This window comes from Sphaerobacter thermophilus DSM 20745 (assembly GCF_000024985.1).
GTDB classification, from domain to species: domain Bacteria; phylum Chloroflexota; class Chloroflexia; order Thermomicrobiales; family Thermomicrobiaceae; genus Sphaerobacter; species Sphaerobacter thermophilus.
Window position 1 is genome coordinate 907,948 of sequence record NC_013523.1, and the last position, 26,446, is coordinate 934,393.

25 protein-coding genes are annotated in these 26,446 nt (G+C 68.4%); 13 read left to right on the forward strand and 12 right to left on the reverse strand.

Features of this window, described 5'->3' with window-relative positions; translation table 11 throughout:
• Window positions 1-21: 21 nt before the first annotated feature.
• Window positions 22-1,758 carry a DNA mismatch repair endonuclease MutL gene (mutL, locus tag STHE_RS04090; RefSeq protein WP_012871302.1) on the forward strand — a complete coding sequence of 579 codons (1,737 nt, stop codon included), beginning with the start codon at window positions 22-24 and terminating at the stop codon, window positions 1,756-1,758.
• A gap of 158 nt (window positions 1,759-1,916) precedes the next feature.
• Window positions 1,917-2,210, forward strand: coding sequence for a GYD domain-containing protein (locus tag STHE_RS04095; RefSeq protein WP_012871303.1), 294 nt, complete (start codon window positions 1,917-1,919; stop codon window positions 2,208-2,210).
• 270 nt (window positions 2,211-2,480) lie between these two features.
• On the opposite strand, the gene STHE_RS04100 is transcribed toward STHE_RS04095, so the two are convergent.
• Window positions 2,481-2,759 carry a hypothetical protein gene (locus tag STHE_RS04100; protein ID WP_012871304.1) on the reverse strand — a complete coding sequence of 93 codons (279 nt, stop codon included), beginning with the start codon at window positions 2,757-2,759 and terminating at the stop codon, window positions 2,481-2,483.
• A 282-nt stretch (window positions 2,760-3,041) separates the two neighbouring features.
• On the opposite strand from STHE_RS04100, the gene STHE_RS04105 reads away from it, so the two are divergent.
• From STHE_RS04105 to STHE_RS04125, 5 genes are all read left to right on the forward strand, one after another.
• Window positions 3,042-4,253 carry an acyl-CoA dehydrogenase family protein gene (locus tag STHE_RS04105; RefSeq protein ID WP_012871305.1) on the forward strand — a complete coding sequence of 404 codons (1,212 nt, stop codon included), beginning with the start codon at window positions 3,042-3,044 and terminating at the stop codon, window positions 4,251-4,253.
• Window positions 4,254-4,412: 159 nt separating this feature from the next.
• Window positions 4,413-5,186 carry an enoyl-CoA hydratase-related protein gene (locus STHE_RS04110; RefSeq protein WP_012871307.1) on the forward strand — a complete coding sequence of 258 codons (774 nt, stop codon included), beginning with the start codon at window positions 4,413-4,415 and terminating at the stop codon, window positions 5,184-5,186.
• A gap of 80 nt (window positions 5,187-5,266) precedes the next feature.
• Window positions 5,267-6,025, forward strand: a complete 759-nt coding sequence (locus STHE_RS04115; RefSeq protein ID WP_245534895.1) for an electron transfer flavoprotein subunit beta/FixA family protein — start codon at window positions 5,267-5,269, stop codon at window positions 6,023-6,025.
• A gap of 33 nt (window positions 6,026-6,058) precedes the next feature.
• Entirely contained in the window at window positions 6,059-7,057 is a 999-nt protein-coding gene (locus STHE_RS04120) for an electron transfer flavoprotein subunit alpha/FixB family protein (protein WP_012871309.1), read from the forward strand.
• Between the two features lie 65 nt (window positions 7,058-7,122).
• Window positions 7,123-8,421, forward strand: coding sequence for an FAD-dependent oxidoreductase (locus tag STHE_RS04125; RefSeq protein WP_012871310.1), 1,299 nt, complete (start codon window positions 7,123-7,125; stop codon window positions 8,419-8,421).
• A 106-nt stretch (window positions 8,422-8,527) separates the two neighbouring features.
• On the opposite strand, the gene STHE_RS04130 is transcribed toward STHE_RS04125, so the two are convergent.
• Window positions 8,528-10,267: an RNA-binding domain-containing protein gene (locus STHE_RS04130; RefSeq protein ID WP_012871311.1), complete on the reverse strand. Its 1,740-nt coding sequence runs from the start codon at window positions 10,265-10,267 to the stop codon at window positions 8,528-8,530.
• A 371-nt stretch (window positions 10,268-10,638) separates the two neighbouring features.
• Between STHE_RS04130 and STHE_RS04135 the strand changes: the two genes are divergently transcribed.
• Window positions 10,639-11,550, forward strand: coding sequence for a CvpA family protein (locus STHE_RS04135; RefSeq protein ID WP_012871312.1), 912 nt, complete (start codon window positions 10,639-10,641; stop codon window positions 11,548-11,550).
• A gap of 13 nt (window positions 11,551-11,563) precedes the next feature.
• Here STHE_RS04135 and STHE_RS17800 read toward each other — a convergent pair whose 3' ends face one another.
• Window positions 11,564-12,058: a GNAT family N-acetyltransferase gene (locus STHE_RS17800; protein WP_012871313.1), complete on the reverse strand. Its 495-nt coding sequence runs from the start codon at window positions 12,056-12,058 to the stop codon at window positions 11,564-11,566.
• 242 nt (window positions 12,059-12,300) lie between these two features.
• Here STHE_RS17800 and STHE_RS04145 point away from each other — a divergent pair, with 242 nt between their 5' ends.
• Complete coding sequence (locus STHE_RS04145; protein WP_012871314.1) at window positions 12,301-13,515, forward strand: M20 family metallopeptidase; 1,215 nt, start codon at window positions 12,301-12,303, stop codon at window positions 13,513-13,515.
• A 120-nt stretch (window positions 13,516-13,635) separates the two neighbouring features.
• A complete protein-coding gene (locus STHE_RS04150) occupies window positions 13,636-14,385 on the forward strand; it encodes a dienelactone hydrolase family protein (protein ID WP_012871315.1) in 750 nt (249 codons plus the stop codon).
• Here STHE_RS04150 and STHE_RS04155 read toward each other — a convergent pair.
• Together STHE_RS04155 and STHE_RS04160 are read right to left on the reverse strand one after the other, a co-directional pair.
• Window positions 14,358-14,585 (reverse strand): hypothetical protein, encoded by a 228-nt coding sequence (locus STHE_RS04155; protein WP_041398799.1) that lies wholly within the window; start codon window positions 14,583-14,585, stop codon window positions 14,358-14,360. The genes STHE_RS04150 and STHE_RS04155 overlap by 28 nt on opposite strands.
• A gap of 678 nt (window positions 14,586-15,263) precedes the next feature.
• Complete coding sequence (locus STHE_RS04160; RefSeq protein WP_012871317.1) at window positions 15,264-17,141, reverse strand: protein kinase domain-containing protein; 1,878 nt, start codon at window positions 17,139-17,141, stop codon at window positions 15,264-15,266.
• Between the two features lie 317 nt (window positions 17,142-17,458).
• Between STHE_RS04160 and STHE_RS04165 the strand changes: the two genes are divergently transcribed.
• Window positions 17,459-17,938 carry a PaaI family thioesterase gene (locus STHE_RS04165; protein ID WP_012871318.1) on the forward strand — a complete coding sequence of 160 codons (480 nt, stop codon included), beginning with the start codon at window positions 17,459-17,461 and terminating at the stop codon, window positions 17,936-17,938.
• Here the strand turns inward: STHE_RS04165 and STHE_RS04170 are convergent.
• The 4 genes from STHE_RS04170 to selD form a co-directional block, all read right to left on the reverse strand.
• Window positions 17,901-18,908 carry a 3'-5' exoribonuclease YhaM family protein gene (locus STHE_RS04170; RefSeq protein ID WP_012871319.1) on the reverse strand — a complete coding sequence of 336 codons (1,008 nt, stop codon included), beginning with the start codon at window positions 18,906-18,908 and terminating at the stop codon, window positions 17,901-17,903. The genes STHE_RS04165 and STHE_RS04170 overlap by 38 nt on opposite strands.
• A 118-nt stretch (window positions 18,909-19,026) precedes the next feature.
• Window positions 19,027-19,923, reverse strand: coding sequence for a 4-(cytidine 5'-diphospho)-2-C-methyl-D-erythritol kinase (gene ispE, locus STHE_RS04175; RefSeq protein WP_012871320.1), 897 nt, complete (start codon window positions 19,921-19,923; stop codon window positions 19,027-19,029).
• Window positions 19,910-20,791 carry a 16S rRNA (adenine(1518)-N(6)/adenine(1519)-N(6))-dimethyltransferase RsmA gene (rsmA, locus tag STHE_RS04180; RefSeq protein ID WP_012871321.1) on the reverse strand — a complete coding sequence of 294 codons (882 nt, stop codon included), beginning with the start codon at window positions 20,789-20,791 and terminating at the stop codon, window positions 19,910-19,912. Before rsmA ends, ispE begins: the two co-directional genes overlap by 14 nt.
• 17 nt (window positions 20,792-20,808) lie before the next feature.
• Window positions 20,809-21,861, reverse strand: a complete 1,053-nt coding sequence (gene selD, locus STHE_RS04185; protein ID WP_012871322.1) for a selenide, water dikinase SelD — start codon at window positions 21,859-21,861, stop codon at window positions 20,809-20,811.
• Between the two features lie 213 nt (window positions 21,862-22,074).
• Here selD and STHE_RS04190 point away from each other — a divergent pair, with 213 nt between their 5' ends.
• Together STHE_RS04190 and STHE_RS04195 are read left to right on the forward strand one after the other, a co-directional pair.
• The gene (locus STHE_RS04190; protein WP_012871323.1) at window positions 22,075-22,380 is read left to right on the forward strand and encodes an antibiotic biosynthesis monooxygenase family protein; all 306 of its coding nucleotides are present in this window, start codon (window positions 22,075-22,077) and stop codon (window positions 22,378-22,380) included.
• A gap of 140 nt (window positions 22,381-22,520) precedes the next feature.
• A complete protein-coding gene (locus tag STHE_RS04195) occupies window positions 22,521-23,348 on the forward strand; it encodes a hypothetical protein (RefSeq protein ID WP_012871324.1) in 828 nt (275 codons plus the stop codon).
• Window positions 23,349-23,463: 115 nt separating this feature from the next.
• Here STHE_RS04195 and STHE_RS04200 read toward each other — a convergent pair whose 3' ends face one another.
• The 3 genes from STHE_RS04200 to STHE_RS04210 all read right to left on the reverse strand — a co-directional run bounded on the left by STHE_RS04200 (window position 23,464) and on the right by STHE_RS04210 (window position 26,106).
• A complete protein-coding gene (locus STHE_RS04200) occupies window positions 23,464-24,036 on the reverse strand; it encodes a TetR/AcrR family transcriptional regulator (RefSeq protein WP_012871325.1) in 573 nt (190 codons plus the stop codon).
• On the reverse strand, window positions 24,026-24,754 hold the full coding sequence (locus tag STHE_RS04205) for an MBL fold metallo-hydrolase (protein WP_012871326.1): 729 nt from the start codon (window positions 24,752-24,754) through the stop codon (window positions 24,026-24,028). Before STHE_RS04205 ends, STHE_RS04200 begins: the two co-directional genes overlap by 11 nt.
• Before the next feature lie 182 nt (window positions 24,755-24,936).
• Window positions 24,937-26,106 carry a pyridoxal phosphate-dependent aminotransferase gene (locus STHE_RS04210; RefSeq protein WP_012871327.1) on the reverse strand — a complete coding sequence of 390 codons (1,170 nt, stop codon included), beginning with the start codon at window positions 26,104-26,106 and terminating at the stop codon, window positions 24,937-24,939.
• Window positions 26,107-26,446: the final 340 nt, after the last annotated feature.

Genomic DNA, 26,446 nt, shown 5'->3' on the forward strand with positions numbered 1-26,446 from the left:
ACCGCAGGGCGGGAGGGGAGCATGCCGGACCACCCGGCGACCGTTCTCCGGCCGATCAGAGTGCTGCCGGCCCCGGTCGTGGCCCGCATCGCCGCCGGGGAAGTCATCGAGCGGCCGGCGTCGGTGGTGAAGGAGCTGGTCGAGAACGCGCTCGACGCCGGGGCGCGGCAGATCCGGATCGATGTCCAGGGTGGCGGACTCGCGCTCATCCGAGTCAGCGACGACGGTTGCGGCATCCCGGCGGACCAGATGCCGCTGGCCTGCGCGCGCCACGCGACGAGCAAACTTCCAGACGACGACCTGGAGCAGGTGCGCACCCTCGGCTTCCGCGGTGAAGCGCTGCCTAGCATCGCGACCGTGGCGGAGTTGACGCTGGTCAGCGCCACCGACAACAGTGGCGTGGGTCATCGGCTCGTCCTGCGCGGGGGTTCGGTAGCCGTTTCCGAGCCCGCGCCCCGTTCCCGCGGCACGACCGTGACCGTGCGCCACCTGTTCCAGAACGTACCCGCCCGCCTGGCTTCCTGCGGTCGACCTCAAACTGAAATCAGAGAGATCTCCCAGACCGTCCGAAGGCTTGCGCTGGCGGCGCCGCACGTCCGAATGAGCCTCTACATTGACGGTCGGCTGACGCTCCACACCGACGGAGGTGGCGACCTGGGCGAGGCGTTGGTCGCGGTCTACGGCGCCGCGCTGTCCGGACGCCTAATCCCACTCGGGCCGATCGAGGTGGCAAGCGCGCGCATCGCCGGGGTTGTGGCTGGGCCGGAGGTCACGCGACCGGGGCGCGGCCAGATCACGTTCATCGTCAACGGCCGCGCGGTCCAGCCGCGGGGCCTGCTGGCGCAGGTCGAGACCGCTTACCGCCCGGTGCTCCCGCGCGGGCGGCACCCGGTGCTGGCGGTGACGATCGACGTGCCCCCGGGATTGGTAGACATCAATATCCACCCGGCCAAGCTGGAGGTCCGGCTGCGCGCCGAGCGCGAGATCGGCGCGGCGATCGGCGAAATGATCCGTGATGCGCTGGGGCGGCAACCGCTGCCGCTTCGTGCGGAGCCCGCGGTCGGCGTGGCCGCGCTGGCCCCGACGCTGGCGCATCTGGCCGAGGCACGGCCTGTCTGGGACGACGACGCTCCGATCATCACGCCGGGCCTGCCGCCGCTCCGGCTGATCGACCAGGTGCAGGGGCGGCTTCTCCTCCTCGAGGGTGACGATGGGTTGTACCTCGTCGATCAGCACCGCGCCCATGAGCGGGTGATCTTCGAGCATCTAGTCGCCCGTCACGGCGACGGTGGACCGGAGCCGGTGGCGCTGCCGGAGCCGTTGCTGCTGGAACTGCGTCCGGCCCAGGTGGCCCGTTTCGCCCGGCGGCTGGATGATCTGGCGGCGTTGGGCTTCCAGTGCGAGTCCTTTGGCGGGCGGATGTTCCTCCTGCGGGCGGCTCCAGCGCTGCCCGGCGTGTTCACCACGCCCGGCGATACGGCGCTCGCCGGCGTCGGCGAGACTGACGGGCTGGTGGCGGAGTTGGTGGCGCTGGCCGACAGCGAGCCAGGGGAGGGCGAGGGCTGGCGCCAGGAGTTGCTCGTGCGGCTGGCCTGCCGCAGTGCCGTGCGCCGTGGGCGGCATCTTGAGCGCCCCGCCATGCGCGCGCTCGTCGAGGCACTGGGTCACACCCGTGCTCCCGCCGTCTGTCCCCATGGATCGCCGCTCCTGATTCACGTCAGCGACACGCTGCTGGAGCGTCAGTTCGGCTGGCGCTGACGCGACGAGGCCTCCGACACGTCCGGCCCTGGCCGCGTCGGCTGCCGTCGCGTGTGTTCCACCGCGCGGGTCGCCGCGCTAAACTAAACATAACTGACGACTCGCGCACCTCACCGATCACCCGCATCCCAGGCTTGCAACGTCAGAAGGGTGGTCCCATGCCGACCTACGTGCTGCTGATTAGCTGGACCGAGCAGGGCGTGAAGAGCGCCAAGGCCACGGTCGAACGTGCACAGTACTCGCAGCAACTCGCCCAGCGCATGGGCGGCAATCTGAGCACGCTCTACTGGACTCTCGGCAGTTACGACATCGTGGGTGTCGCGGAGATGCCTGACGACGAGAGCGTGACGGCGCTCGCGGTGGCGATTGCGTCGCAGGGGAATGTGCGCACGGAGACGCTGCGCGCCTTCTCTGCCGACGAAATGGAGCGGATCCTGCAGCAGGTCCCGTAACCGTCGCCGCCCGTGCGGCGAGGTGGGCGAGTGGCTCGATCCCGCCAAGGATTGTGGGAGAGGCATGCGAGAGTCGCCGGTTCCATACGTACGCGGCGTCGTGGCCGCGTAACAGGAGCCTCGACGCCGACCGCTCGCCGTTTCCGGAATCCCCGGGGCAAGCGGGTAGGCCGAAGCGTACGGAGTGCGGAGCCGGGCCGTGCATCAGGCCCGGCTCCTCGGTGTCGCGCCTGAGTTGGATCGGTAAGGCCGGTGGGGTGTTCGACGAGTCTAGCGTGCCCCCTCGTTGGGGCCGACGGTCAGGCGTCCGGTGGCGATCAGCCAGGAGAGGAACTGCCACCATTGCCGCTCGCGGTCGCTCGGCTCGTAGGGTTCATCGACGAACTGTGTCGCGCTCGCGCGGTACTGATCCAACCCACGCCCGGCTGCCCAGATCTCGCAGCGGGCGCAGAGAACAAGCCGGTCGTCCACGAAGCCTTCCACCTGGACGAGTTCGCCGCAGGACTTGCAGTAGCGTGTGAGCGTGTTGCGTGATTCCGGTTGACCCATGATCCCCTATCACTCGTGCTATCGGGTGCGACGCACGGCTAACCCGTCGTGTGCAGGTACCCGCGCCTCCAAACATGCGAAAACCCTCACAACGTCCGTCGGAGGGCGGCGGCAATGATACCGATGCCGGGCCTGTTTGCACAGGTGCGGTGCTCGCGGCCTCGGAGGTCCTGTGCTTGACCCATTTGTATGGCGTTCCCTATACTGCGGCCGGTTGTGGGGGAAGGGACGCGCGCGGGGGCGCGCGTGTGCGATGCGCGTAGGCAGTGCCGGGAGGCGTTGATGGACTTCGAATACACCAGCGAGCAGATCCAGGTGCGCGACATGGTGCGCGAGTTCGCACAGCGGGAGGTCGCGCCCTACATTCAGGAGTGGGACGCCAAGGGCGAGTACCACCCGGAAGTGCTCTATAAGATGGGAAGCCTCGGCATCCTCGGACTGCCGATCCCCGAGCGGTACGGCGGCGGCGGGTTTGACTACGTGAGCTTCGCGCTGGCCTGCGAGGAGCTCGAGGCGGTCGACACGTTCCTCCGGGTGGTGATGAGCGTCCACGTCGGGCTCAACAGCCTGACGCTGCACCAGTGGGCCACCGAGGAGCAGAAGCAGCGCTGGCTGGTGCCGCAGGCGAAGGGTGAGAAGCTCGCGACCTTCGGCCTGACCGAGCCTGGCGCGGGCTCCGACGCCGGGAATATCCAGACCCGTGCGGTGCGCGACGGCGACTACTACATCCTCAACGGCGAGAAGATGTGGATCTCGCTCGCCAATACCGCCGACCACTTCCTCGTCTTCGCCACGCTCGATCCGAGCAAGAAGCACCACGGTCTGATCGCGCTGGTCGTCGAGCGCGGTATGGAGGGCCTGACCACCGGGTCCATCAAGGGCAAGCTCGGCGTGCGCGCCGGGGATACCGGGTGGATCAACTTCCAGAACGTGCGTGTTCCGGTCGAGAACCGGATCGGCGAGGAAGGTGAAGGCTTCAAGATCGCCATGAGCGCCATCGACCAGGGTCGCTTCACCGTCGCCGCCGGTGCGGTCGGTTTGATTCGCGCCGCCAAGGAGGCCAGCATCAAGTACTGCCACGAGCGGGAGGCGTTCGGCGAGCCGATCGGGAAGTTCCAGCTCGTGCAGCAGATGATCGCCAACATGGTGGCGGGCGAGGAAGCTTCGCGCCTGCTGGTGATGCGGGCGGCAGAGTTGAAGAACCGCGGCATCCGCAACACCCGCGAGACGTCGCTCGCCAAGTGGTTCGCCTGTGACCGGGCCTTCGAGGCCGCCAACGACGCCATCCAGATCCACGGCGCCTACGGGTACTCGAACGAGTACCCGGTCGAGCGCTACATGCGCAACGCTCGCGGCGCCGTCATCTACGAGGGCACGCGGGAGATCCACCAGCTCATTCAGGCGGGCTACGCGCTCGGCTACCGGACCGACCGGCCGCTGCGCTGCCCACAGCCTCCGGCCCAGGCCTGGGAGAGCGAAGTCGCGGCGCGGTAGTAGGTCGGACGGGGAGGGGCGCTGGCGCGATGCCGCGCCCCTCTCGCCTGTGGGCGCGGGACGTGCTCGAGCGCGCGGCAGCCTGCGCTGCGCGTGGCGCGATCGACTGCGACCTTGTGGCGGCGGCGCAAGCCGCCGCAGGACGGGAGGCGAGCGACGATGGCGGTTGATGTGGCGCGCGACGGGCATGTGGCGACGCTGACGCTGAATCGCCCGGACGTCCTCAATGCGTTCAACACAGAGCAGTTGGAAGCCCTGCGGGATGCGCTGGCCGGGGTGACCCGCGACCCCGAGGTGCGGGCGATCATCATTACCGGCGCCGGAGATCGAGCATTCGCTGCCGGCGCGGACATCGCCGAGATGCGGGACAAAGGCCCGAGCCAGGCGCTCATCTTTGCCCGGCTGGGCCAGTCGGTCTGTTCGATGCTGGAGAACGCGCCGCAGCCGACCATCGCCGCGATCAATGGGTTCGCACTGGGCGGCGGCTGCGAGCTGGCGCTGGCGTGCGACATCCGCATCTGCTCAGAGAATGCCCAGCTCGGCCAGCCCGAGGTCACGCTCGGCATCCCGCCCGGCTGGGGCGGGACTCAGCGGCTGGCGCGGGTGATCGGGCGCGCGGCAGCCAAGGAATTGATCTTGACCGGCCGGCGGATCGGCGCCGAGGAGGCGCTGCGGCTGGGCCTGGTGAGCGCGGTCTACCCGGCCGAAGAGTTGATGCCCCGGGCGCGGGAGCTGGCTGAGCGGATCGCCGCCAACGCGCCGGTCGCGGTGTACTACGCCAAAGAGGCGATCAATCGGGGGACGGAGACGGACCTCGAGACCGCGCTGGCCTACGAGGCGCACCTGTTCGCCCTCGCCTTTGACACGCGCGACCAGAAGGAGGGCATGGGCGCCTTCCTGGAGCGGCGCAAGCCCGACTTCACGGGACAGTAGGGGTACGGGGCGGGAGCCGTTGCCCCGTCTGACGAACGACGGTGGCCTAATGACTAGGTGGAGGTAGGCGCTTGAAGATCGTGGTCCTGGTGAAGCAGGTGCCGGACCCGAATGCGGTCCGCTTCGACCCGCGCGCGGGCGATATCCAGTCCGGCACGCCGCAGGTCGCTAACGAGTACGACCTGCACGCGATGGAGGCGGCCATCCGGATCAAGGAGCAGCAGGGCGACGTCGAGATCGTCGCGGTGAGCCTCGGGCAGGCGCGGGAGACGCTGAACCGCTGTCTGGCGATGGGGGCGGACCGGGCCATCGTCGTCGAAGACGCGGCTCTGGCGTCCGGGGATAGCGCCGTTACCGCGAAGGCGCTGGCGGCGGTTCTGCGCGCCGAAGGGTTTGACCTGATCCTGGTCGGCCAGGAGACGAGCGACGGCGGCACGGGGTCGGTCGGCCCGGCGCTGGCGGCGCTGCTCGACGTGCCGGTGGTGAGCAATGTGGTGGCGCTCGAGCAGCAGGACGGGCGGCTCACGGTGCAGCGGGAGATCGAGGACGGGCGGCAGGTGATCGACCTTGCGCCGCCGGCAATCCTCTGCGCCCTCAGCGGGTTGAACGAGCCGCGCTACCCCTCGCTCAAGGGCATCATGGCAGCACGGCGCAAGCCGACGGAGGCGAAGAGCGCGGCCGACCTGGGGCTCGAGGCTGACGCGGTGCAGTCGCGGGTGAGCTGGGGGGCGCTCTTCGTCGAGGAGGAGACGGCCGAGGGCATCATCCTCAAGGATGTGGACGCCGACAGTGCCGTAGATCAGTTGGTGGCCTTCCTGCAGGAGCGCAAGCTGGTCTGACGTCCGGCTCGAGGAGCGGAGAGAGGAACAGCGGTGACGAACGGAGCGAGCGGCGTCCTCCTGGTGGTCGAGACGCGGGATGGCGCCATCCGGGAGACGTCTCGGGAATTGTTCGGGATCGGTCGGACGCTGGCGAGCGAGACCGGCGGGTCGCTCGCGGCGGTGGTGTTGGGGAGCGGGCTCGACGCAGCCGCGAGCGAGGCGGCGGCGCTGGGCGCGGATCGGGTGCTGGTCGCCGACGCGCCGGAGTTGGCGGCCTTCACGGTCGATGCCTACGCCAAGGCCGTTGATGCCGCGATCGACGCCACGAGCCCGGCAATCGTGCTCCTGGCCGGGACGACCGGCGGGCGGGATCTGGCGCCGTTCCTGGCGACGCGGCGCGACGTGGCCTACCTGGTCGACTGCGTCCGGCTTGCGCGGCAGGACGGCTCCTGGGTCGGAACTCGGCCGGTCTATCAGGGCAAGGTGCTCACCGAGGTGCGGGCAGCCGGGGACGGGCTGACCTTCGCCACGATCCATGCCGGGGCCTTCGTTGCGCCCGAGCCGGACGCCGGCCGGACGGCGGAGACGACGGCGCTTGAGCTGAACTTCGCGCCGGGTGAGATCCGGGTGACGGTCAAGGATCTGGTGCAGGCGGAGGCCGGACCGAGCAACCTGGAGCAGGCCGAGGTGGTTGTTGTCGGTGGCCGTGGTCTGGGCGAGGCCGCCAACTTCAAGCTGGCCGAGGATCTGGCTTCGGTGCTCGGCGGTGCGGTTGGCGCGACGCGCGCGGTGACCGACCTCGGGTGGCGCCCGCACTACGAACAGGTCGGCCAGACCGGCAAGACCATCGCGCCGAAGCTGTACATCGGCCTGGGTGTCTCTGGCGCGGTCCAGCACACGGTCGGGATCCGCGGGTCGGAGACGATCGTGGCGATCAACCGCGACCCCGACGCGCCCATCTTCAAGATGGCGGACTTCGGCATCGTGGGCGACGTGCAGGAGATCGTACCGAAGCTGACGGAGAAGCTGCGAGCGGTCCGCGGCGGCTAAGGGCGACCGGCAAGGGCGGGTTCCCAACCCGCCCCGACCAGAAGGGAACGTAGGGCGGAGGAGCGATGCAGGACGAGCGGGTCGACGTCATCGTCGTCGGGGCGGGGCCGGCCGGCACGGCGGCCGCGCTGACGCTGGCGCGCGCCGGTTTGGAGGTCGTGGTCATCGAGCGCGGCGCGTACCCTGGCGCGAAGAACGTCATGGGCGGCATCCTCTACCGCCAGCCCACCGAGGAGCTGGTGCCCGAGTTCTGGCGCGAGGCGCCCCTGGAGCGGGCGATCATCGAGCAGCGCTACATGCTCCTGACTGAGGACAGCCTCCTCGGCGTCACCTACCGCACGCAGGAATTCGCGAAAGAGCCGTACAACTCCTTCAGCGTGATGCGCGGCGAGTTCGACCAGTGGTTCGCCTCCAAAGCTGAAGAGGCGGGCGCTTTCATCATCACCCAGATGGTGGTTGAGGACCTCATCTGGGAGGACGGCAAGATCGACGGCGTGCGCACCGGGGAGGAGGAGGGTGATCTCCGGGCCGACGTCGTCGTGCTGGCCGACGGTGCCAACTCACTCCTAGCACAGAAGGCAGGGTTGCACCGCGAGTGGAAGCCGAATGAGCAGGCGCTGGTCGCCAAGGAGTTGATCCGGCTGTCCGAAGAGGAGATCGAGCGCCGCTTCAATGTCCCGAGCGGCCAGGGCGTCGCGATGGAGATCTTCGGCCAGTCGACGAAGGGTCTCCTCGGCTACGGGTTTATCTACACCAACAAGGACACGATCTCGATCGGCACCGGTGCGCTCCTCTCCGACCTGATCGAGACCGGGCGGAATGTCAGCGACATGCTGAACGACTTCAAGGCCCACCCCTGCATCGCGCCGATGCTCGAAGGCGGGGAGCTGGTCGAGTATTCGGCGCACCTGATCCCGGAGGGCGGCTGGCACGCGATGCCGCGCCTCTTCACCGACGGCGCGCTGGTGGTCGGGGATGCTGCCGGGCTGCTCAACCCGATCAACCGCGAGGGGTCGAACTTCGCCATGATCTCCGGCAAGCTGGCGGCTGAGGCGATCATCGAGGCGAAGGCCGCCGGGGACTTCTCCGCGGTGGGGTTGAGCCGCTACCAGGAGCTGCTCGAAGAGAGTTTCGTCCTGCAGGACCTCTACACCATCCGCAACGTGACGCCGTTCGCGCACGCGCGTCCCTGGCTGCTGAACGAGGTGCCGGAGGTGCTGTCGCGGGCGATGCGCGAGTACCTCACCGTCGATGACGACCCGAAGCGGGTGAAGCAGGGGAAGATCCTGCGCATCCTCCGCGACGGGTTCCCCGTGGGGCGGACGCTCGGCGACGCGGTCGGCGCGCTGCGCCTCCTGCGGTAGGGGACAAAGAGCTCCCGGTGTTCCCAAAGGAAACAACGAGGCCGGCCCATCAGGGCCGGCCTCGCTGTCGATTCCACGTGGTCGCCCCGTCGCCGGGGCGTGCGGGTCAGGCCGTCGCGGCCTCCACCGGTTTCCCGGTGGCGGTTTGAATCGCCACGCGCCAGTCGTCGTCGATACCCTCCTCGGTCACGCCGTAGAAGATGCGCACGTTGCCGTTCTGCCGGTAGGCCAGGTCGTAGCGCACGCTGCCGTCACGCTGCTTGTGCGCCTTGATGAAGCCGAGCGGCCCGTGCCAGCGGATCTTCTCGGGATCGATCGGGTTCGACTCCTTCTGTGTAATGGCATAGCGCCAGAGCCGCCGCGCCGAGTCCCTCGTCACGTTCTGCACGACCTTGCGGTTGCGCAGGTCGCGCATCGAGTGGTAGACAACGCCGTCGCGGGTCTCGGACGCGACAATCTCGACCCCCGTCCGTGGGAGTCGCGCCTCCGCCTCGTCATCGCTCAACTCAGACGGCAATGCGGGCTCACCGGCAGACGACACCGAGTCGCCCGCACCGGCGGCCTCGGCCGCCGCTTCCCGTCGTGCCTCCAGCGCGGCGCGCACCATCTGAATGATCTCGTCGCGCATAGCCACGCTCGTCTCCGACTCTTGCCGGAGCAGGATCTCGCCGGTGAGGAGTGCGTAGGGCTTGTCCTGACCCTGCGGCACGGTGACCACGAGGACATCCTTGTCCTCGATCGTGTGGATGTCGACCGTGGCAGCCGGGGGCGGTGTGATGAACCGGGCGATGTCGTTGCGGAGCTGCTCGGCGGCTTGCTTGGCATTGGCGACGCCGATGATCTCGCTGTCCGGCTTGGCGTCCAGCCCGATGAAGATCGTGCCGCCGTTGGTGTTGGCGAAGGCCACCACATCCTTCAGCACAGCGTTCGACTTAGAGCGCCGGCTGGCCAGGCGCGGGTGGAACGCCTGGACGATGTTGTTCCCCTCCTCCCGGGCGGCCAGCACGAAGTCGTACGGGGCCTCCGACGGGCGGTGGGGACGGAGCAGGGAGAAGTCGTCGCCTTCGAAGACGGCCTTGAGAGCCTCGAAGCTCAGTTCTCCCAAGAGGACCTCGGTCATGCGATCGCCGATGCCCAGGTTGGTCTCGCGCTCCGGGTCGCGGGTGAGGCGATGCGCGTCAGACCCTTGAATGACGTGCATCCGGCGCGGGTACTCCGGCTTGGTACCGTTGAAGAATCGCGCCGTGCTCCGCCGCGAAGTGCTGTCCAGGTCGGTTGCCTCAAGCGCGTGCAGGTACGGGCTCTGGGTATAGGCGATCTTGGTCTGGCCTCCGAAGGGGAAGCCCTGCATCGCGATGCCGTGGGTCGAATTGACGTGCGCGCCGATTACCAGCGCGCCGGCCTCGTGCAGGATCTCGTAGGCCTGGAGGACCTCGGTGGTTGCGCCGACCTCGCTGCTCCCCAGGTCGAGCTTCTCTTCCGGGATGCCGAGGGTCAGCAGGATGTGCTCCATCTTCCGAATCGAGGTGTCGGGCGGGAAGATGGCCAGGATGTGAAACCCGAAGGTTGCGGTGAACTCGAAGCCCGGGAGAACGAGCATCTTGTTCAGGAGCCGGCGGTACTCGGCGAGGAGCGCTTCTTCCTCCGGCTCAAGTCGCCCGAGGGCTTCGAGGAGTTCCAGGTCCTCGATTTCTCGCCACATGCGCGCCCAGCCGCGGACTGTGTTGTGATCGGTGAACGCGAGGATATCGATGCCGCGAGCCTCGGCCCGCTGCAAGAGGTGGACGAAACTGACACCCTGCTCCTGATAGTCAGCAGAGGCGGGGGTATGGATGTGGAGATCCATCGTCCGCCAGGCGAGATCCTGGCGTTCTTGAGGTTCCGCGGGACGCTGGCGAGGACGTCTACTTCTAGCCAAGGGTGATACTGGCACCCCCTTCCTGACAATGTGTTGATATACGACAGGCCGTGGTGGAATCGTCCGCGCCACGGCCTGACCCCGCAAGGAAAGCATATCATAGGGGCATGCACCCCGCACCGCCCGAAAGTCCGCGTGCTAAAATCTAGCGGCGGTATCCGGTACCGGACGGGCGGCGCAGGGCCGCCGCGACCGCAGAGCGACAGCGCTCGCGGTCTGGGGAAAAATCCGGCCCGCTCTCATTCCCCAAGCCCTGCTCATCGACAGAACTCTCCGCCGCGAACCAGGGAGCCAAGACGGTGAACGTATACCTGTTGCTCGACATTCTCTTGCTCATCCTGATCGCGCTGTTCGTGCCGATCGGGTTCTGGCGCGGGGTGCAGCGCGAGGTGCTGGTCACCCTTGGCATTCTCTTCGGCGCCGCGCTGGCCGAGTCGTGGGCTGGCCCGTGGGGCGCCGACCTGGCGAACCTGACCGGCCTGCGCGAGTCCGGTGGTGCCTTCATGGTGGCCGTCTTGTTCCTGATCGGCAGCACCTTCTTGCTGGGTTACGGCGCGGGCGCGGCGCTGCCCATGCCGCGTCCGGGATGGGTCGCCCGCGTCTTCGGGGCCCTGGTGGCAGGGGCGAACGGCACGCTGTTGCTGAGCTACGCGCTGCGCGATATCCGCTTCTACCTGCTCTCGGCTGAGAATCCGGCGTTCCTGGAGCGTGCGGTGGTGGCGCAGTTCCTCGCGACCGGCATCGGCTGGGTGTTGCTCGTGGCAGCCGCGGTCTTCCTCCCGATCGTGATCGTCCTGGCGTTGTTCGGCCGGGGCGGCTACGTCGAGGTTGAGGAAGAGGAGGCGCCAGAGCCGTATCCGGAGATCGAGCCGCCGACGACACGGGCCTTCCCTCCGCGCGTGCCCTCGTCGCTCAATGACGATGCGACGGCCGTGTACAAGACCGAGCCGCCCACGGTCCCGGTGCGTGCCGCGGAAGAGACCCGGCCGGTGCGGATCTCGGAGTCGGAGGACGACGCGTCACGCTCAGGCGGCGCCCGGCTCGATGCGGAAGCGACCGCGCTGCTGCGGGACGCGCATGAAACGATCCAGATCCAAACCACGCCGCGCGAGGAGGCACACGTGCCGGTGTCGGACGGCACGTGCCCCTACTGCCACGCCGACGTCAGCGAGGCGGAGGTCTACTGTCCGCGCTGTGGGCGGATCCTGTAGCAGGATCCCCGCGCTAACCCTGTTCCCACTCGGTCCGCTGCGCCGCATAGAGCGACGCGTGGGGCTTGCCGTCGAGCGATTTCCGCATCAGCACCTCGACGCGGTCCTCGACGAATCCCTCGCGGGCGTAGAAGGCGTGCGCGATCGGGTTCGTGACGTCGACGCTCAACTCGATGAAGGAGCAGCCCTGGGCGCGCGCGTGTTCGGTGGCGGCATTGAGCAGGGTCCGCCCGATCCCCTGGCCGCGGAAGTCGGGGTGTACCACGAAGCGCCGGATCACGCCGAAGCGCCCGTGCTTGGCCTTCGCTCCAATGAACAGCTCCAGCTTTCCCACCACGCGGCCGTCGACCTCAGCGACCAGGACTGAGCTGGGTTCGTAGGCGTCGTCGTGGTACTCGACGATCAGGTTCTCCTCGTCCCAGCACCATCCGGCCTCCCGGTTGAGCGCCGCCTCGGTCGCGGCGTCTTCGATCCGGCCCGGCCGCACCGTCACGGTTGGTGTCGTCATCGGTCCCGACCCCCTCTCGCTCACAACCCTGGCGCCCTGCGCGCCCGGCGGTGCGGCTCATTCTACCGGCATGGTCCGAAACCAGACACCGTGCGGCGTGTCGGTATATCGGGAAGGGCTGCACTGCCGTATCCGTCGCTCCAACCGGTGGGACCGGACTGGATAGTGCACAGACGCGCCATCCCGCGTATAGTTCCGGGAGGATCAGCGGTTGGAATGTCCGATGGACGGGAGGGGAGTGCGTGAGCACGACCGGTAACTTGGAGGCCGCACGCGAAGCGGTCCTCGCGGCGATCGACGCGGAGCGGGACAACCTGATCGCGCTGTCGAAGTTTATCCACGCCAACCCGGAGGTGGCGCTGCAAGAGGTCAAGTCGAGCGCGGCCTGTGCCGATTTCCTGGCCGAGCGCGGGTTCTCGGTCGAACGTGGCGTGGCCGACCTGCCGACCGCCTTCCACGCCAGCAAGGGTGACGGGCGCCCCCACGTGGGTTATCTGTCGGAATACGACGCCCTGCCGGGTGTCGGGCACGGCTGCGGGCATAACCTGATTGCGATTGCCGGGATTGGAGCCGGGATTGGGCTGGCTGCCGCGTTGCCGCATGTCGGCGGGCGGGTGTCGGTCTTCGGCACCCCGGCCGAAGAAGCGATCGGCGGCAAGGTCATCATGGCCCGCGCGGGTGTCTTCTCCGGGCTGGACGCGGCCATGGGGGCGCACCCGGGCACCAGTGAAGCAGCGGTGCCGTACCTGGAGGGAAGTGGGCAGGCACTGGCCTGCCAGGGCGTGCGGATCGCCTTCCACGGGAAGGCGGCGCACGCGGCGGCCGATCCGCACAACGGCATCAACGCCCTCAACGCCCTGATCGAGACCTTCAACGGGATCAACGCGCTGCGCCAGCACATCAAGGACGAGGCCCGCATCCACGGGATCATCACCCAGGGCGGGCAGGCACCGAACGTCGTGCCTGACTACGCCGAGGGGTCGTTCCTGGTGCGGGCCTCGACCCGCGCCTACATGCAGGAGCTGGTTGACAAGGTCCGCGCCATCGCCGAGGGCGCGGCCTCGATGACCGGTGCGCGGCTCACCTTCGAGCGCTCGGAGGAGCCGTACTACGACATGATCACCAACTACCCCCTGGCGCGGCGGATCAAGAAGCACCTGGACGACCTGGGTCTTCAGCTCCCCGACCCGAAGGTGGAGCCGGGTAAGGGCTCGACCGACTGGGGGAATGTGAGCTATGAGGTGCCCTCGGTGGAGACGAGCTACCCGATCGTCGACCGGGTCATCACCTGGCACTCGAAGGAGGTTGTCGAGGCAGCCGACAGCGAGCTGGGCTACGCCAACACGCTGACGGTGGCCAAGGCACTGGCGCTGGCCGGACTGGATGTGCTGACCGACGCGGCACTGCGCGCCGAGATCGGGCTCGCCTTTGAGCGCGAGCGCGCCGCCCGCGCCTGATCCGACCGCTCGCCAGACCTCAGGCCCCGGTGGTTCGCCGCCGGGGCCTTCATTGTTGCGGGTACATCCATTGCATGCCCCATCCCGGGTGCAGTGAACGGCTATGGGGATGGAGCAATCGTGAGCGACGAGCCGCTGCACGACCAGGAACACCAGGACGAGCGTCGTGCGGGGGAGCCGAGCGGTGAGGTGAGTCCCTCTGATCCCGTGGCTGGGAGCCGCGAGGTCATGGTGCCGTTCAGGGCCGTGGCGCTGGCCGGGACTATCACGCTCCCTGATCGGGCGCGGGGCGTAGTGCTGTTCGCCCACGGGAGTGGCAGTAGCCGGTTCAGCCCGCGTAACCGCTTCGTTGCCGGGGAGCTGCACGCGGCACGGCTGGGCACGCTGCTGATCGACCTGCTGACCCCGGAGGAGGAGGCGATCGACCAGCGCACGCGCGCGCTGCGCTTCGACATCGGCTTGTTGGCTGAGCGGGTCGCCGCCGCGACCGCGTGGCTCGGGGAGCAGCGGGAGACGCGCGGTCTCCCGATTGGCTACTTCGGCGCCAGCACCGGCGCCGCGGCCGCGCTGGTCGCCGCGGCGCAGTTGCCGAGCGCAGTCGGGGCGGTCGTCTCGCGCGGCGGCAGGCCGGACCTCGCCCGGGATGCCCTGCGGAGGGTCATCGCGCCGACGCTGCTGATCGTGGGCGGGCAGGATACGGCCGTCATCCCACTCAACGAGGCGGCGCTAGCGTCCTTGCCGGGGGTGAAGCGGCTTGAGACCGTGCCCGGCGCCACCCATCTCTTCGAGGAGCCGGGCGCGCTGGAGACGGTCGCATGCCTTGCTCGTGATTGGTTCGTGCGCTACCTGCCTGTGGGCGATGTCGCCTGAGCCACCGGGGTGAGCAGGTCGAGCGGCAGGCGCAGGCTGTTGGGCCCGAGGTCGACCGTGAGGCGTGCTCCGCGATCGATTTCCGCGACATAGCGCACCTGCGGTGGATCCTCGGCCACGTCTCCGGTGTGCTGAGGGCGGGGACGCAGCAGGACCGCAGCCCGCTGGCTCGGACTCGCTGCGTCGTCTCCGACCTGCACGACGGCGGCGATCTCTCCCCCCCACCGGGAGCCAGGCCCGGGCGGTGTCTGCGCCCGCCCTGCCGCCGTGGGCGATGAGCACGCGGACATCTCCGTAGCGCAAGAACACCGCATAGCTGTCCAGGTCTTTGTTAGGCCCGGACCCGACCGCGAGCAGGATCTCCCCGTTGTTCCCCAGGCTGATGCGCTGGGTGCCGGTGAGGTAGCGGTGCTCGATCCCATGGTCGCGAGCGGCGCGCTCCAGCCGGGTCCAGACCGGGGCCTCACCGGGCGTGCCTAATACGGCGACCGACCCGACATCGCCGCGCTCCACGAGCGTGAGTGCACCGAGTGCCAGGCGGTCCTCTGCGGCTGGCACGACGAGCAGGTGCACGTACCGCTGCCACGGCAGCGTTGAACGGTCGACAAACTCGGTCAGCTCGTCCTGCCACTCGCTGCCGCCGACCACCACGGTCCGGCCGTCCACGCGTATGAGGGTGCTGAGGCCGTCCCCGGTATTGCCGACGGTCAGGCGGTTGCCGCCGTCCCACCCGGCTCCGGCCCAGCCGATGCCGACACCAGCCATGATCGCCAGCACGAGGACGAGTGCCGCTGTGCGCCAGGACACGGGAGCGCTCAGCCATCCGGCATGTGGCACTCGCGCTGCTGGCGGTGTGGCGGGCGGCGACGCGGCCATGGCTAGTCGTCGCCGGCGTCGTAGTAGGCGATGGCGATGCTGGATCCGCGCGGCACCCAAGAGCCCCAGGCCAGCGTCGCGCTGACCACACCGCCGTCGGCGAAGTTCTCGCAGTCGAAATCGGGGGCCGACTGCTGGATCTGCTCGCACGTCTGCGGGACCACCGACTCGACGACGAATCCCGCGTTCTCCAGGGCGGCGACGACCTGCGGGTAGGGCTGCCCGAAGGCGTTGGGCACCTGGATCTGGTCGCCGACGCTGATATAGAGCGTGACCGTGCCGCCGTTCGCGACCTGCGACGTCGGTTCGGTGCGGATGACGTTTCCGCGCGGTACGGTCGCGCTGCCCTCCTCGACCTCGTTCACTGTCAACCCGAGCTGCTCCAGTTGCTGGCGGGCCTGGGCCCGTGGCAGACCGGGGATGCCCTGGAGCGAGATGAACTCCGGGCCGATGCTAATCTTGACCAGGATCTCGGACCCCTTCGGGACCGATTCCCCAGCCCGTGGCTCCTGATCGACGATCGTGCCGGGCGGCTCGACGTTGTGGTAGACCCGCTCCTCGACCAGCGTGAACCCGAGGCCGCTGACCGTCTCCTCCACCTGGTCGAGGGTGGAGCCGATCAGCCAGGGCACGGTCGCCATCTCCGGCGTCGGCGAGGGCGTCGGAGTGGCCGTACCGGGCGTCCCCGCCGGGCTTGGCGTGGCAGGGGTTGTCGCCGTGGCGGTGCTCGTTGGCGATGGCTCAGCCGTCGGGCTGGCGGCTGCCGCGGGCACGGTAGCGGTGGCGGTGGGTGTCGGCCGGTTGGACGGGTCAAAGAACCCGAAATCGCCGACATTGAAGACCAGGACTACGAGCCCGACGAGACCGATCAAGATGGCTGAGCCGATGAGCCAGGTGACGCATCCCACATCGTCGCGAAATACCTGGGTCCGTGCAGACGGCGGGGGCGGCGCTCCACGACCGGCCCGGCCGGGAGGGGCGGCAGCGGTGCTCCGGCGGGGCGGCCGGTCGACCGCGGCAGGTGCCGCACTGATCACGCGTGTCGCCTGACTGTCGGCCGTGGCTGCCCGTTCCCAGTTGTCGAGTGCGTCGGCCAGTGCACCGGCGCTCGGATAGCGGTCGGCCGGGTTCTTGGCCAGCGCTCGCAGCACGATCGCTTCGACTTCTGGCGGGATCGCCGGGTTGAACTGGCTCGGCGGCGGCGGGTTGGCGCTCACGTGCTGCATCGCGACGCCGACCGGCGTGTCGGCTTCGAACGGGAGACGCTTGGTGAGCATTTCGTAGAGGACGACGCCGGTGGCGTAAACGTCGGAGGCCGGGGTCGCCTGAGCGCCGCGCGCCTGCTCGGGAGACACGTAGTGGACGGTGCCCATGCCGGTCCCGTCCTCGGTCAAGTTGGCGTCGCTCAAGCCCTTGGCGATACCGAAGTCGACCACCTTCACGTGGCCGTTCTGGTCGACGAGGATGTTCTGGGGCTTGATGTCGCGGTGGACGAGGCCGTGGGCATGGGCGTAGTCGAGCGCTTCGGCTACCTGGCGAATGATGAAAGCGGCGCCGTCGACGGAGAAGGGCCCCTGGCGGCGGATAAGCTCCTTGAGGTTGGGGCCGTCGACGTACTCCATGACGATGTAGCGCGTGTGACCGTCCTGCCCGACGTCGTAGACGTTGGCGATGTGGGGATGAGAGAGACGCGCCGCCGACTGCGCTTCGCGCTCGAACCGCCGGAGGAAGTTGCTGTCAGAGATGTACTGGTCGCGCAGCACCTTGACGGCCACCACCCGGTTGAGGACCAGGTCGTAGCCGCGGTAGACGACCGCCATCCCGCCCTCGCCGATGCGTTCGTCGAGGCGGTAGCGCCCATTCAAGGCCCGTGCTTGCACCAGATGGAACCTCCCCGGCGGCCAATTCTAAGAAGCATGTCGCACACCTGTCAATTCGTCGGATCAGCATGAGCGGCACGGGGGTGCGTGCCGCTGGCGCGGCAATCGTACTACCCCTGGCCCGTGGATTACAGGGCCGTCACGGGTTCCTTCTGGCTCGTACCGCGATCGGGACGCAGATTCGTGGAGCGTCAGTAGAATCCCCGCAGCGCGGGCGGTGTCGACCGCCCGCTCGGGTCCGTCCCGGTTCCCCACGAGGCCAGCGGCCGGGGAATGCGGGTTCGCGCGGATGGTGTAGGGGCAGTAGAGGAGGACTGGTGCAGTCCGAGCGGGTCAATTCAGTCGTCGACCATGGATGCTTCGGTTGTGGGGAGAAGAACCCCATTGGTCTGCGGCTCGCCTTCTACCGGCACGGAGAGGCAGGCGTACGGGGTACCTTCACCCCGGCGCGCGAGCACGAGGGCTACCTCGGCATGACTCACGGAGGCATTCTCTCGACCGTCCTGGACGAGGCGATGAGCTGGGCCGTGCTGGCCGATGGCCGGTTGGCGGTGACGATGCGGATGGAGGTGCGTTTCCGTCGTCCGGTGCCGGTCGAGCAGCCGGTAGAGGTGGTCGCCGAAGTGGTGCGCGACCGGGGCCGCGTGGTCGAGACACGCGGTGAAATCAGGGACGGTGAGGGTACGGTGCTCGTCAGTGCCACGGGAGCTTTCATCCGCGTCTCCGACGAGCAGCAGGCCGAGTGGGAAGCCGTGTACTTCAGAACGGAACGTCCTCAGAATCGTCCAGATAGCTGAGCGCCGTGTCCGGCTCGTCTTGTCCGTCTGGGTCGGACGCTCCGTTGGTGGGAGGAACCCGAAGCCGGGACTCTCGCATCGGGAACCACACCCACGCTTCGTTCGGGCTGGCCGCGCGCAGCACATCGCGGGCGCCTGTAACGCTTGCGTCCAACTGGTCGGCATAGTGCAGGATCCAGGCTTCGATCGTGGCCGGGCGCACGGCGGCACCCCACTCGGGCTGGCCGTGGTGGCTCGCGATGAGGTGCAGGAGCCCTGCTCGCCGTTCCTCGTCGATGTCATCCGCCGTCGAGAGGAGTTGTTCGACCATGCGGATGCCACGGACAACGTGACCGAGGAGTCTTGCGTCCGGGTGCACCTGATCCGGCGCGTCGACCGGGTGCAGGCCGACCTTGCCGATGTCGTGGAGCAACGCCCCGGCGATGAGCAGGTCGCGATCGACTGCGCCGTTGTACAACGATGCGGCCGTATCGCTGATACGCGCGACGTTGACGCTGTGCTCGAGCAGGCCCTCGCGGTAGGCGCCGTGATTCCTGGCGCTGGCTGGTGACATCAGGAAACCGGGGAACGTGTTGACCGCACGCTTCACCAAGGCGGCTAAGCCGGGGTCGCGGATGCTGTCCGCAAGAGCATAGAACACCGCGCGGTTGTCGTCCCGATAGGGGCCGGGCAGGTAAGGGGTGATGTCGCCATCGTGCTCAGCGCACTCGGTGACGTGCAGTTCGCGTTTCCCCTGATATTCCCTGACGGTGGCCGTTAGATACAGCAACCGTGGGCAGGAGTACTCCTCGCCGTCCACGACGTCCCACTTGACGGCGCGTACCTCACGGCGCTCTAGGTCGCGCAGCCCGAACTCCAGGAACGGTTCGCCGGATTTCTTGTGTCGCCGTTCCACACGGAAGGCGAGCGCGATGCCCTCGACGACCTGCCCCACCACAAGGGTGGCGAAGTCCAGCGCGTAATGTTGCACTGACGTCTACCGCTCCACTTGTCCCACAGTCGGTGTAGGTAGGATATGCGTTGACGTGGCAATCGTCAATCTCGCACTCAAGGCGAGGGATGCCGCGCGCTGGCGCGTCGGTGGCGAGTCACCCCACGGCGGCTTGCAGGGCGGAAGCGTTGGAGTCCCGGGCTACCGTCGTGCAGACGTAGACACGACCGATCCCAGCCGGGAGGCGGTCGGCGATGGCGTTCGCGACCGCCTGGGACGGGACGACGGTGAACACCGACGGCCCGGCGCCGCTCGGCAGGACGACCTGCGCGCCCGCCGCGTGAAGCGCGTCGATGGCCCGGCTCACCGCATCCCATTCACGGAGCACGGGCGTGAAGGTGTTGTGCATGAGGTCGGGATCGAGGGTGTCGCCGCGCTCCAGCGCTGCGGCCAGGCGTCGCGTCGCCACGCCGTCGGTGAAATGGTCCGGCGTCAGCGCGCCGTAGAGGGCTGCCGTCTTCGCCGGGATGACGAGATCCGGGGCGACAACGACGAACCAGACGTTCGGCGGCGTGCTCAGGGGGGCCAGGTCGGTGCCGGTCCCGGTGGCCAGTGCCGTCCCGCCGCGGACGAAGAAGGGGACGTCGCTGCCAAGTGCCGCGGCGGCGCGTTCGACCTCATCGAGCGGAATGCCGGCCAGGGCGGCGAGGGCGCCGAGCAAGGTGCCGGCGTCGCTGCTGCCGCCACCCAGGCCCGCTGCCAGCGGGATGTGCTTCTCCAGCCGAATCTGCGCCCGCAGGCGCACGCCGAACCTCTCCTCAGCCAGCCGGACCGCCCGCCAGAGCAGGTCCGACTCGCGCTCCAGGCCTGCGGGCGGCGTGTAGCGGAGCGCCGGGGCGGGCAGCAGGTCGATGGTGTCGAAGAGGCTCACACTTTGCAGGATCGTGACAACTTCGTGATAGCCGTCGGGCCGCCGGGCCACGACCTCCAGCCCGAGGTTCACCTTGGCCGGTGCGCGCAGGCGGAGCGGGGCGGCCAGCTCAATCGACTTCACTCGGATGCGCTCCAAAGCTCCGCTGCATGGCGAGCCACTCCTCCACCGAGAGCGTTTCAGCGCGGCGATCCGGATCGATCCCCGCGGCCGTCAGTCGCTCCCCAACCACGCTCTTCGGGAGGTCCAGCGCATCGGCCAGGGCATTCGCGAGCCGCTTGCGGCGCTGGGAGAACCCGGCCCGGACGAGGGTGAAGAAGGCAGCACGTTCGGCGCCGGACAGGGGCGGATTCGGATTAATATCGAGGCGAAGCACGGCGGAGTCGACGCGCGGGCGCGGCACGAATGCGCCCGGGCCGACGCGGAAGGCGATGCGGGGCACCGCATAGAACTGCACGGCGACCGCGAGGACACTCATCTCTGGAGGGCGGGCGACGATCCGCTCCGCCACCTCACGCTGCACCATGACGACCATGCGTCCGGGGCGGTGGTCGCTTTCGAGGACGTGCTCGATGACCGCCGCCGCGACCGAGTACGGGAGGTTGGCGACCACGTGGTAGGGTCGCTTCCCGGCGAGTTCGGCGAGATTCAGGTCGAGGATGTCGCCCTCGACGATGCGCACGTTCTCTAGTTCGAGCGACTCGCGCAGGTGGTCCGCGAGGCGCGTGTCGAGTTCAACGGCGATCACCGTGCCCGCGCGGCGCGCCAGCTCACGGGTGAGGATGCCAAGGCCGGGGCCGACCTCGACCACGAGGTCGTCGGGACCAAGGTCGGCAACCTCCGCGATGCGCTGGACGATCCGGGTGTCGTGCAGGAAGTTCTGGCCGAGCGCCTTGCTTGGCCGGACGCCGATCTCCTCCAGCAGGTCGCGGAACGTGGGCTCCGTGCGCTCACGCTCTCTCCGCTGCCGGGAGCGCTCCCGTCGCCGCACACGCCCCTCCATCCCACTCAGGGTTGCAGGACGAGCCCTTGCCCCTCCTCGACCGAGCCCACCCGCCAGAGCGGCTCACCGGCCGCGGCGAACGCCTGCTCCAGTGCCTGCGCCCGGTCGCTCGGAACCGCGATCAGCAGACCGCCCGATGTCTCAGGGTCGAACAGGAGGTCGAGCGTCGTCTGCGGGATGCCTGGCGTGACCTCGAGAATGCTCTCCGGCCCGTCGCCGTAGAAGGCCTGGTTGCGCCGGGCCCCGCCAGGGAGGCGGCCCTCCGCGGCGTAGCGCTCGGCGCCGGGGAGCCACGGCATCTGCCCCGCCGACAGGACAAGGCGCACGCCGCTCTTCTGCGCGACCTCGGTTGCGTGGCCGATCATCCCGAAGCCGGTGATGTCGGTGCAGGCGTTGACCCCAACCTCCTGCATCAAGGCAGCGGCGGTTCGATTGAGCTTCAGCATCGACGCCACGGCCGCCTCCACGTCGGCAGGGTCGGCCGCACCGGCCTTGAGCGCAGTGGTGATGACGCCGGTACCGAGCGGCTTGGTGAGGTAGAGCACATCGCCCGGTCGGGCGCCGGCCTTAGTTACGACCCGATCGGGATGGATGGTGCCGGTAACGACGAGGCCGTACTTCGGCTCATTGTCGGTAACGGTGTGCCCTCCGGCGATGACCACCCCGGCCTCGGCAGCTTTGTCGGCGCCCCCCTGGAAGATGCGCTGCAGGACGTCCAGCGGCAGGTTGTCGGGGAAACCTGCGATGTTCAGCGCGAACAGCGGCGTACCCCCCATGGCGTAGACGTCGCTCATGGAGTTGGCTGCAGCGATAGCGCCGTACACGTACGGGTCGTCGACCACCGGCGTGAAGAAGTCGACCGTCTGGATCAAGGCAAGGTCGTCGCTCAGGCGATAGACGGCCGCGTCATCGCTGGTCTGGAGCCCGACGATCAGATTGGGGTCACTGAGCTGAGTGAGCGGACGCAGCACCTGCGCCAGGGCCTCTGGGCCCATTTTGGACGCTCAACCAGCGCAGCTCGCCAGTGTCGTGAGGCGAATCTCATCGCGAGACTGCACTGTCGCTTTCCTTCCAGGACCCTGACAACGCGGGTCATCGCCCGGTGTTCGGCACGGTGCCGAACCGCATGGCCCGATCATAGCCAACGCGCGTGACCGGCTCAACCTTCCCGGCCGTCGTCGTGGAGTGGTACCGATCGTGCTGGCCTGGCAGCGACACCCGGCAGTGGCCGGGACCGGTCCGAACGTTCTGGCAACGGAGGTGGGTGGACCATGATGACCGTGATCACCGAGACAACCCTCAAGCCGGGCCAGGAGCAGGAATGGGACCGAGCTTTCGAGGAACGGATAGGCGCCGCGAAGAGCCAGCCGGGCTGGATCGACGCGCAGTTGCTCATCCCCGAGGATGAGCCGAACAAGCGCATCGTGGTCGGCACCTGGCGTTCCCGCGACGACTGGGAGCGCTGGCACCAGACATCGACCTTCCAGCAGACGCGCGAGCCCATGAACCGATCGACCGCCGATGACGGCCGACCGGAGTGGCACCAGGTCCGGGCGCGCGAGGCGATGGAGGCCTGAGCCAGCCGCTTCCCCCAGCCGCTATCCAGTGTGAGCCGGGCGCCGTCGATTGCCCCCGTCGCTGCACCTGCGTAGAATGGCGCGCGCCGCGCCGGAGCCGGCGCGGCCTGTGCATCGGGGTGAACAGAGCGGAGGCGTGGATGGCCGGGTTGAGCACCGCGGAGCTGGTCGATATCGCGCTGGAAATGGCGGAGATGCGGACCTTGCCCGCCGACAGCGCGGTCTACGTCGAGAGCACTGACCTCAAGCGCGTGATGATGGGCATCGACATCGGCCCGGCCGAGCTGCTCCTGGCGCGGCAGTTGGGCTGCGATGGGGTGATCGCCCATCACCCGGCCGGCGGCAGCGCAACGCTCAACTTCCCTGAGGTCCTCACGCGTCATGTCGAACTGATGGTGGAGCACGGCGTGCCGGCCACCGCGGCGCGGGACGCCATCCAAGGGCTGCTCACCCGCTCGCTGCTCCGCGCGCAGAGCGCCAACCACGATCACACGCCGTCGGTCGCCCGTCTCCTGGAGATGCCGTTCCTCAACATCCACCTGCCGCTGGACGAGGTCGGACGGCGGATCATGGTCAAGACCATCCAGGAGGCGGTGGAGCCGCTGGGGGACGAGGCGCGGGTGCAGGACGCGATCGACGCGCTGATGACGCTGCCGGAATTCGCCGGTGCGGCGACGCGGATCATGGTCCCGGTCGGCGCGGTGGATCAGCCGCTGGGGAAGATCGCGGTTGTGCACGGGGCGGGGACCAACGGCGGGTACGCCGTGGCCCGCGCCTACTTTGACCACGGCGTGCGGACTGTCCTCTACATCCATATCGCCCCCGAAGAGGCGGAGCGCCTGCGCCGCGAAGGGGGCGGGAACCTCATCGTCACCGGTCACATCGCCAGCGACCTCGTCGGCATCAACCGCTACGTCCAGGCGCTGGAGGAGCGGGGCGTCGAAGTCGTGCGCATGAGCGGGCTGTGAGACGTGGTGCGTGTTCCGTGTTGCGTGGTCCGTGCTCCGTGGCCCGTCGCAGCGGTGATTCACCCGCTACCGACTGCGCGACACGGACCACGCAACACGGAACACGCACTACGCTTCACTCATCCCGCTCGCGCTGGAGTCCGCGGATGAACGCCGTGAGGAGCCGGTGGTAGGACTCGTCGACGTTCACCGGGAGGCCGAAGCCACCGGCCAGTTCCAGCGAGACGAAGCCGTGCATAAGGCTCCGCAGCCCGCGTATGGCGTGGATCTGGTCCTCGGGTGAGAGCTGGTATGGCTCGAGCACCAGTCTCAGGACATCCAGGATCTCCTCGCTGGCATCGATCAGCGCCTGATGATCCGGGTCCGGTGCGCGCAGCGAGGCCTGGTAGAGCCGGGGATGCTCGTGCGCGAACAGCCGGTAGGCGTGCCCGATGGCAAGGATGGCATCCTCCCCGGTGCGGCCGATCGCCGCGCGCGCAATGCGGGCGCCGAGCTCTCGTACTGCGAAGACGGCCAGTCCGCGGCGCAGGTCGTCCTGACCGTCGATGTGGTTGTAGAGGGACGGCGTGCGTACCCCTAGCGCCGCGGCGATCTGGCTGAGCGTCACCTCCCGCCCGTCCGCTTCGTCCAGCAGGTCGGCGGCGGTTCGGACGATGAGGCCGCGGCTCAGTCCGGGTCTAGGCGCCATGCGGAACCCCGCCCGCCAGTTTGCGCTGGGCTACCGCGATTGCGCGGTCCATGGCCGCCAGGGGGTCTTCCAGCACGGGACCGTGTCCGGTCGCCAGCCGCGACGGCTCCAGCGAGCGCAGGAGCCGCGCCGAGTCAAGGGCCGCCTCCTTGTCCCAGGTAAAGAGCGAAGGGAACGGAAACGTCGGGACGATCGTGCCCGCGACCGCGACATCGCCCCTCGTCTGGAAGGCGTCACCGGCGATGAGGGTATGGTCCCGCGTGTCAAGGAACGCGACCTGATCCGGCGCGTGCCCTGGGGCGGCGACCACCTGCAGCGAGCCCACCCGGTCTCCCGGCTCGATGGTGTGCGTCGGCCGGGTCACGCGGCGCGGCCACCTGCCGGGGATGGTGACGTGTTCACCGTCGATTTCGAGTGTCCTTTCGCCGCGGAGCAGCCGGGCGCTGCGGTCGGTCATCAGCACCTCGGCAGCGGGCAGCGCGCCGCGGAGCTGGTCGAGCGCGCCCACGTGGTCGGAGTGCGCGTGCGTGAGCACGATGCGGCGGATGGTCGCGCCAAGCGCGGTCGCGGCGGCCAGGATGCCCGGTCCACTGCCGTTTGCTCCGGTATCGATCAGTGTGAAGCCGTCGTCCTCGCGGACCAGATAAACGTTGACCGGGAACAGGAGAGGCCAGCGGGTCACCTGGATGAGGTAGTCGCCATGGGTTGTGACCTTCATGCTCGTTCCCTTCCGGGGGATAGGCGGGACGCCTCGCTCCCGCTACGGGGCTAATATGCATCCATCATAAACTAATGAGATTAGTTTTGCAACCCCCGGGGACGACAGAAGCGGGCGTCGCAGTGACGCCCGCCTCTGTCGTGGTCTCCTAGCTCGTACCTGTGGCCAGGTGGCTGGCTCGGCTAACCTCCCAGGACGCGCGTGATGCGCTCCAGGGAGCGCTCGATGATGTCGTCGGAGTTGGCGAAGCTCAGGCGGATGTGGTTTGCGCTGACCTCGCCGAACGCATCGCCTGGGGTCACGCCGACCCGCGCCTCGTCGATCAGCAGGCGCGCCACTTCCTGGCCGGTCATCCCGGTGCCGCTCACGTCGGCGAAGGCGTAGAAGGCGCCCTCCGGCAGCGGGCAGTGCACGCCCTTGATCGCGCTCAGGCCGGAGGAGATCAGGCGGCGACGGCGGTCCCAGGCCTCGACCATCGTGTCGATGAAACCCTGCGGGCCCTCCAGTGCCGCGACGGCGCCGTACTGGGCGAACGACGTGGCGCAGGTGACCGAATGGCTGTGGATCTTCGCCACCTGCTTGATGATGGGTGCGGGCGCGGCCAGATAGCCGAGTCGCCAGCCGGTCATCGCGTAGGCCTTAGAGAAGCCGTTGACGGTGATGGTACGCTCGGCCATCCCCGGCAGTGTCGCGATGCTGATGTGCTGGTGGTGGTCGTAGACGATCTTCTCGTAGATCTCATCCGAGATGACGATCAGGTCGCGCTCCTGCGCGATGGCGGCCACCACTTCCAGCTCCTCGCGGGTCAGGACGCGCCCGGTCGGGTTGTTGGGGCTGTTCACGATGAGCACCCGGGCGTTCGGCGTGAGGTGCGGCTCGATGACCTCGCGGGTGATGCGGTAGTTGTCGGCGGGATCGAGCGGGATGCGGGCGATCCCGGCGCCGGCGATCGTGGTCATCGGTTCATAGGAAACCCAGCCGGGGTCGAACATGACCACATCGTCGCCGGGTCCGACCAGGGCGAGGATGGCGGAGAAGAGGGCGGACTTCCCACCCGGCGTGACAATGATCTGGCTGGGGTCGACGTCGATGCCGTTCTCGTCGCGGAGCTTACGGGCGATGGCCTGGCGCAGCGGGAGGATGCCGGCGCTGGCGACGTAGTGCGTCTCGCCGCGAGCCATGGCTTCGGCCGCGGCGCGGCAGATGTGTTCGGGGGTGGCGAAGTCCGGGTCACCGCCGCCCAGGTCGAGGACATCGTGGCCCTCCTGCCGGAGCGCTCGGACGCGATCGGAGACGGCGATCGTCGGTGAGGGCTGCATACTGGTGACACGGGCTGCGAAGTGGTACGTCACGCTCGATCCTCCTCCAGGTTCAAAGCACGGCCGGCGTCCACTGCGTCCGGCACCGGCACAGGCACTGGAACGCGTCGATTATGCCGCATTGGGGGCCGGTGCGTACCCTCCTTCCGGGCTAAGATCAAGGAGTGCTGACGGCCGATCACAACCCCGTTTCCCGAGGTGCGCGCGGAGGGCGAGATCAGGTGGGGTGGCGTTTCTCCGAGGGATTGACCCGGGTGTCGGCGTGGACGACACATTGCCCCTTGCAGGTTGCACACGTCTTGGCTAAGATACGCTCAGTTAGCACTCAAGAGTCGAGAGTGCTAAACTGGAGACGCAGGAACAGGGCGGCGGC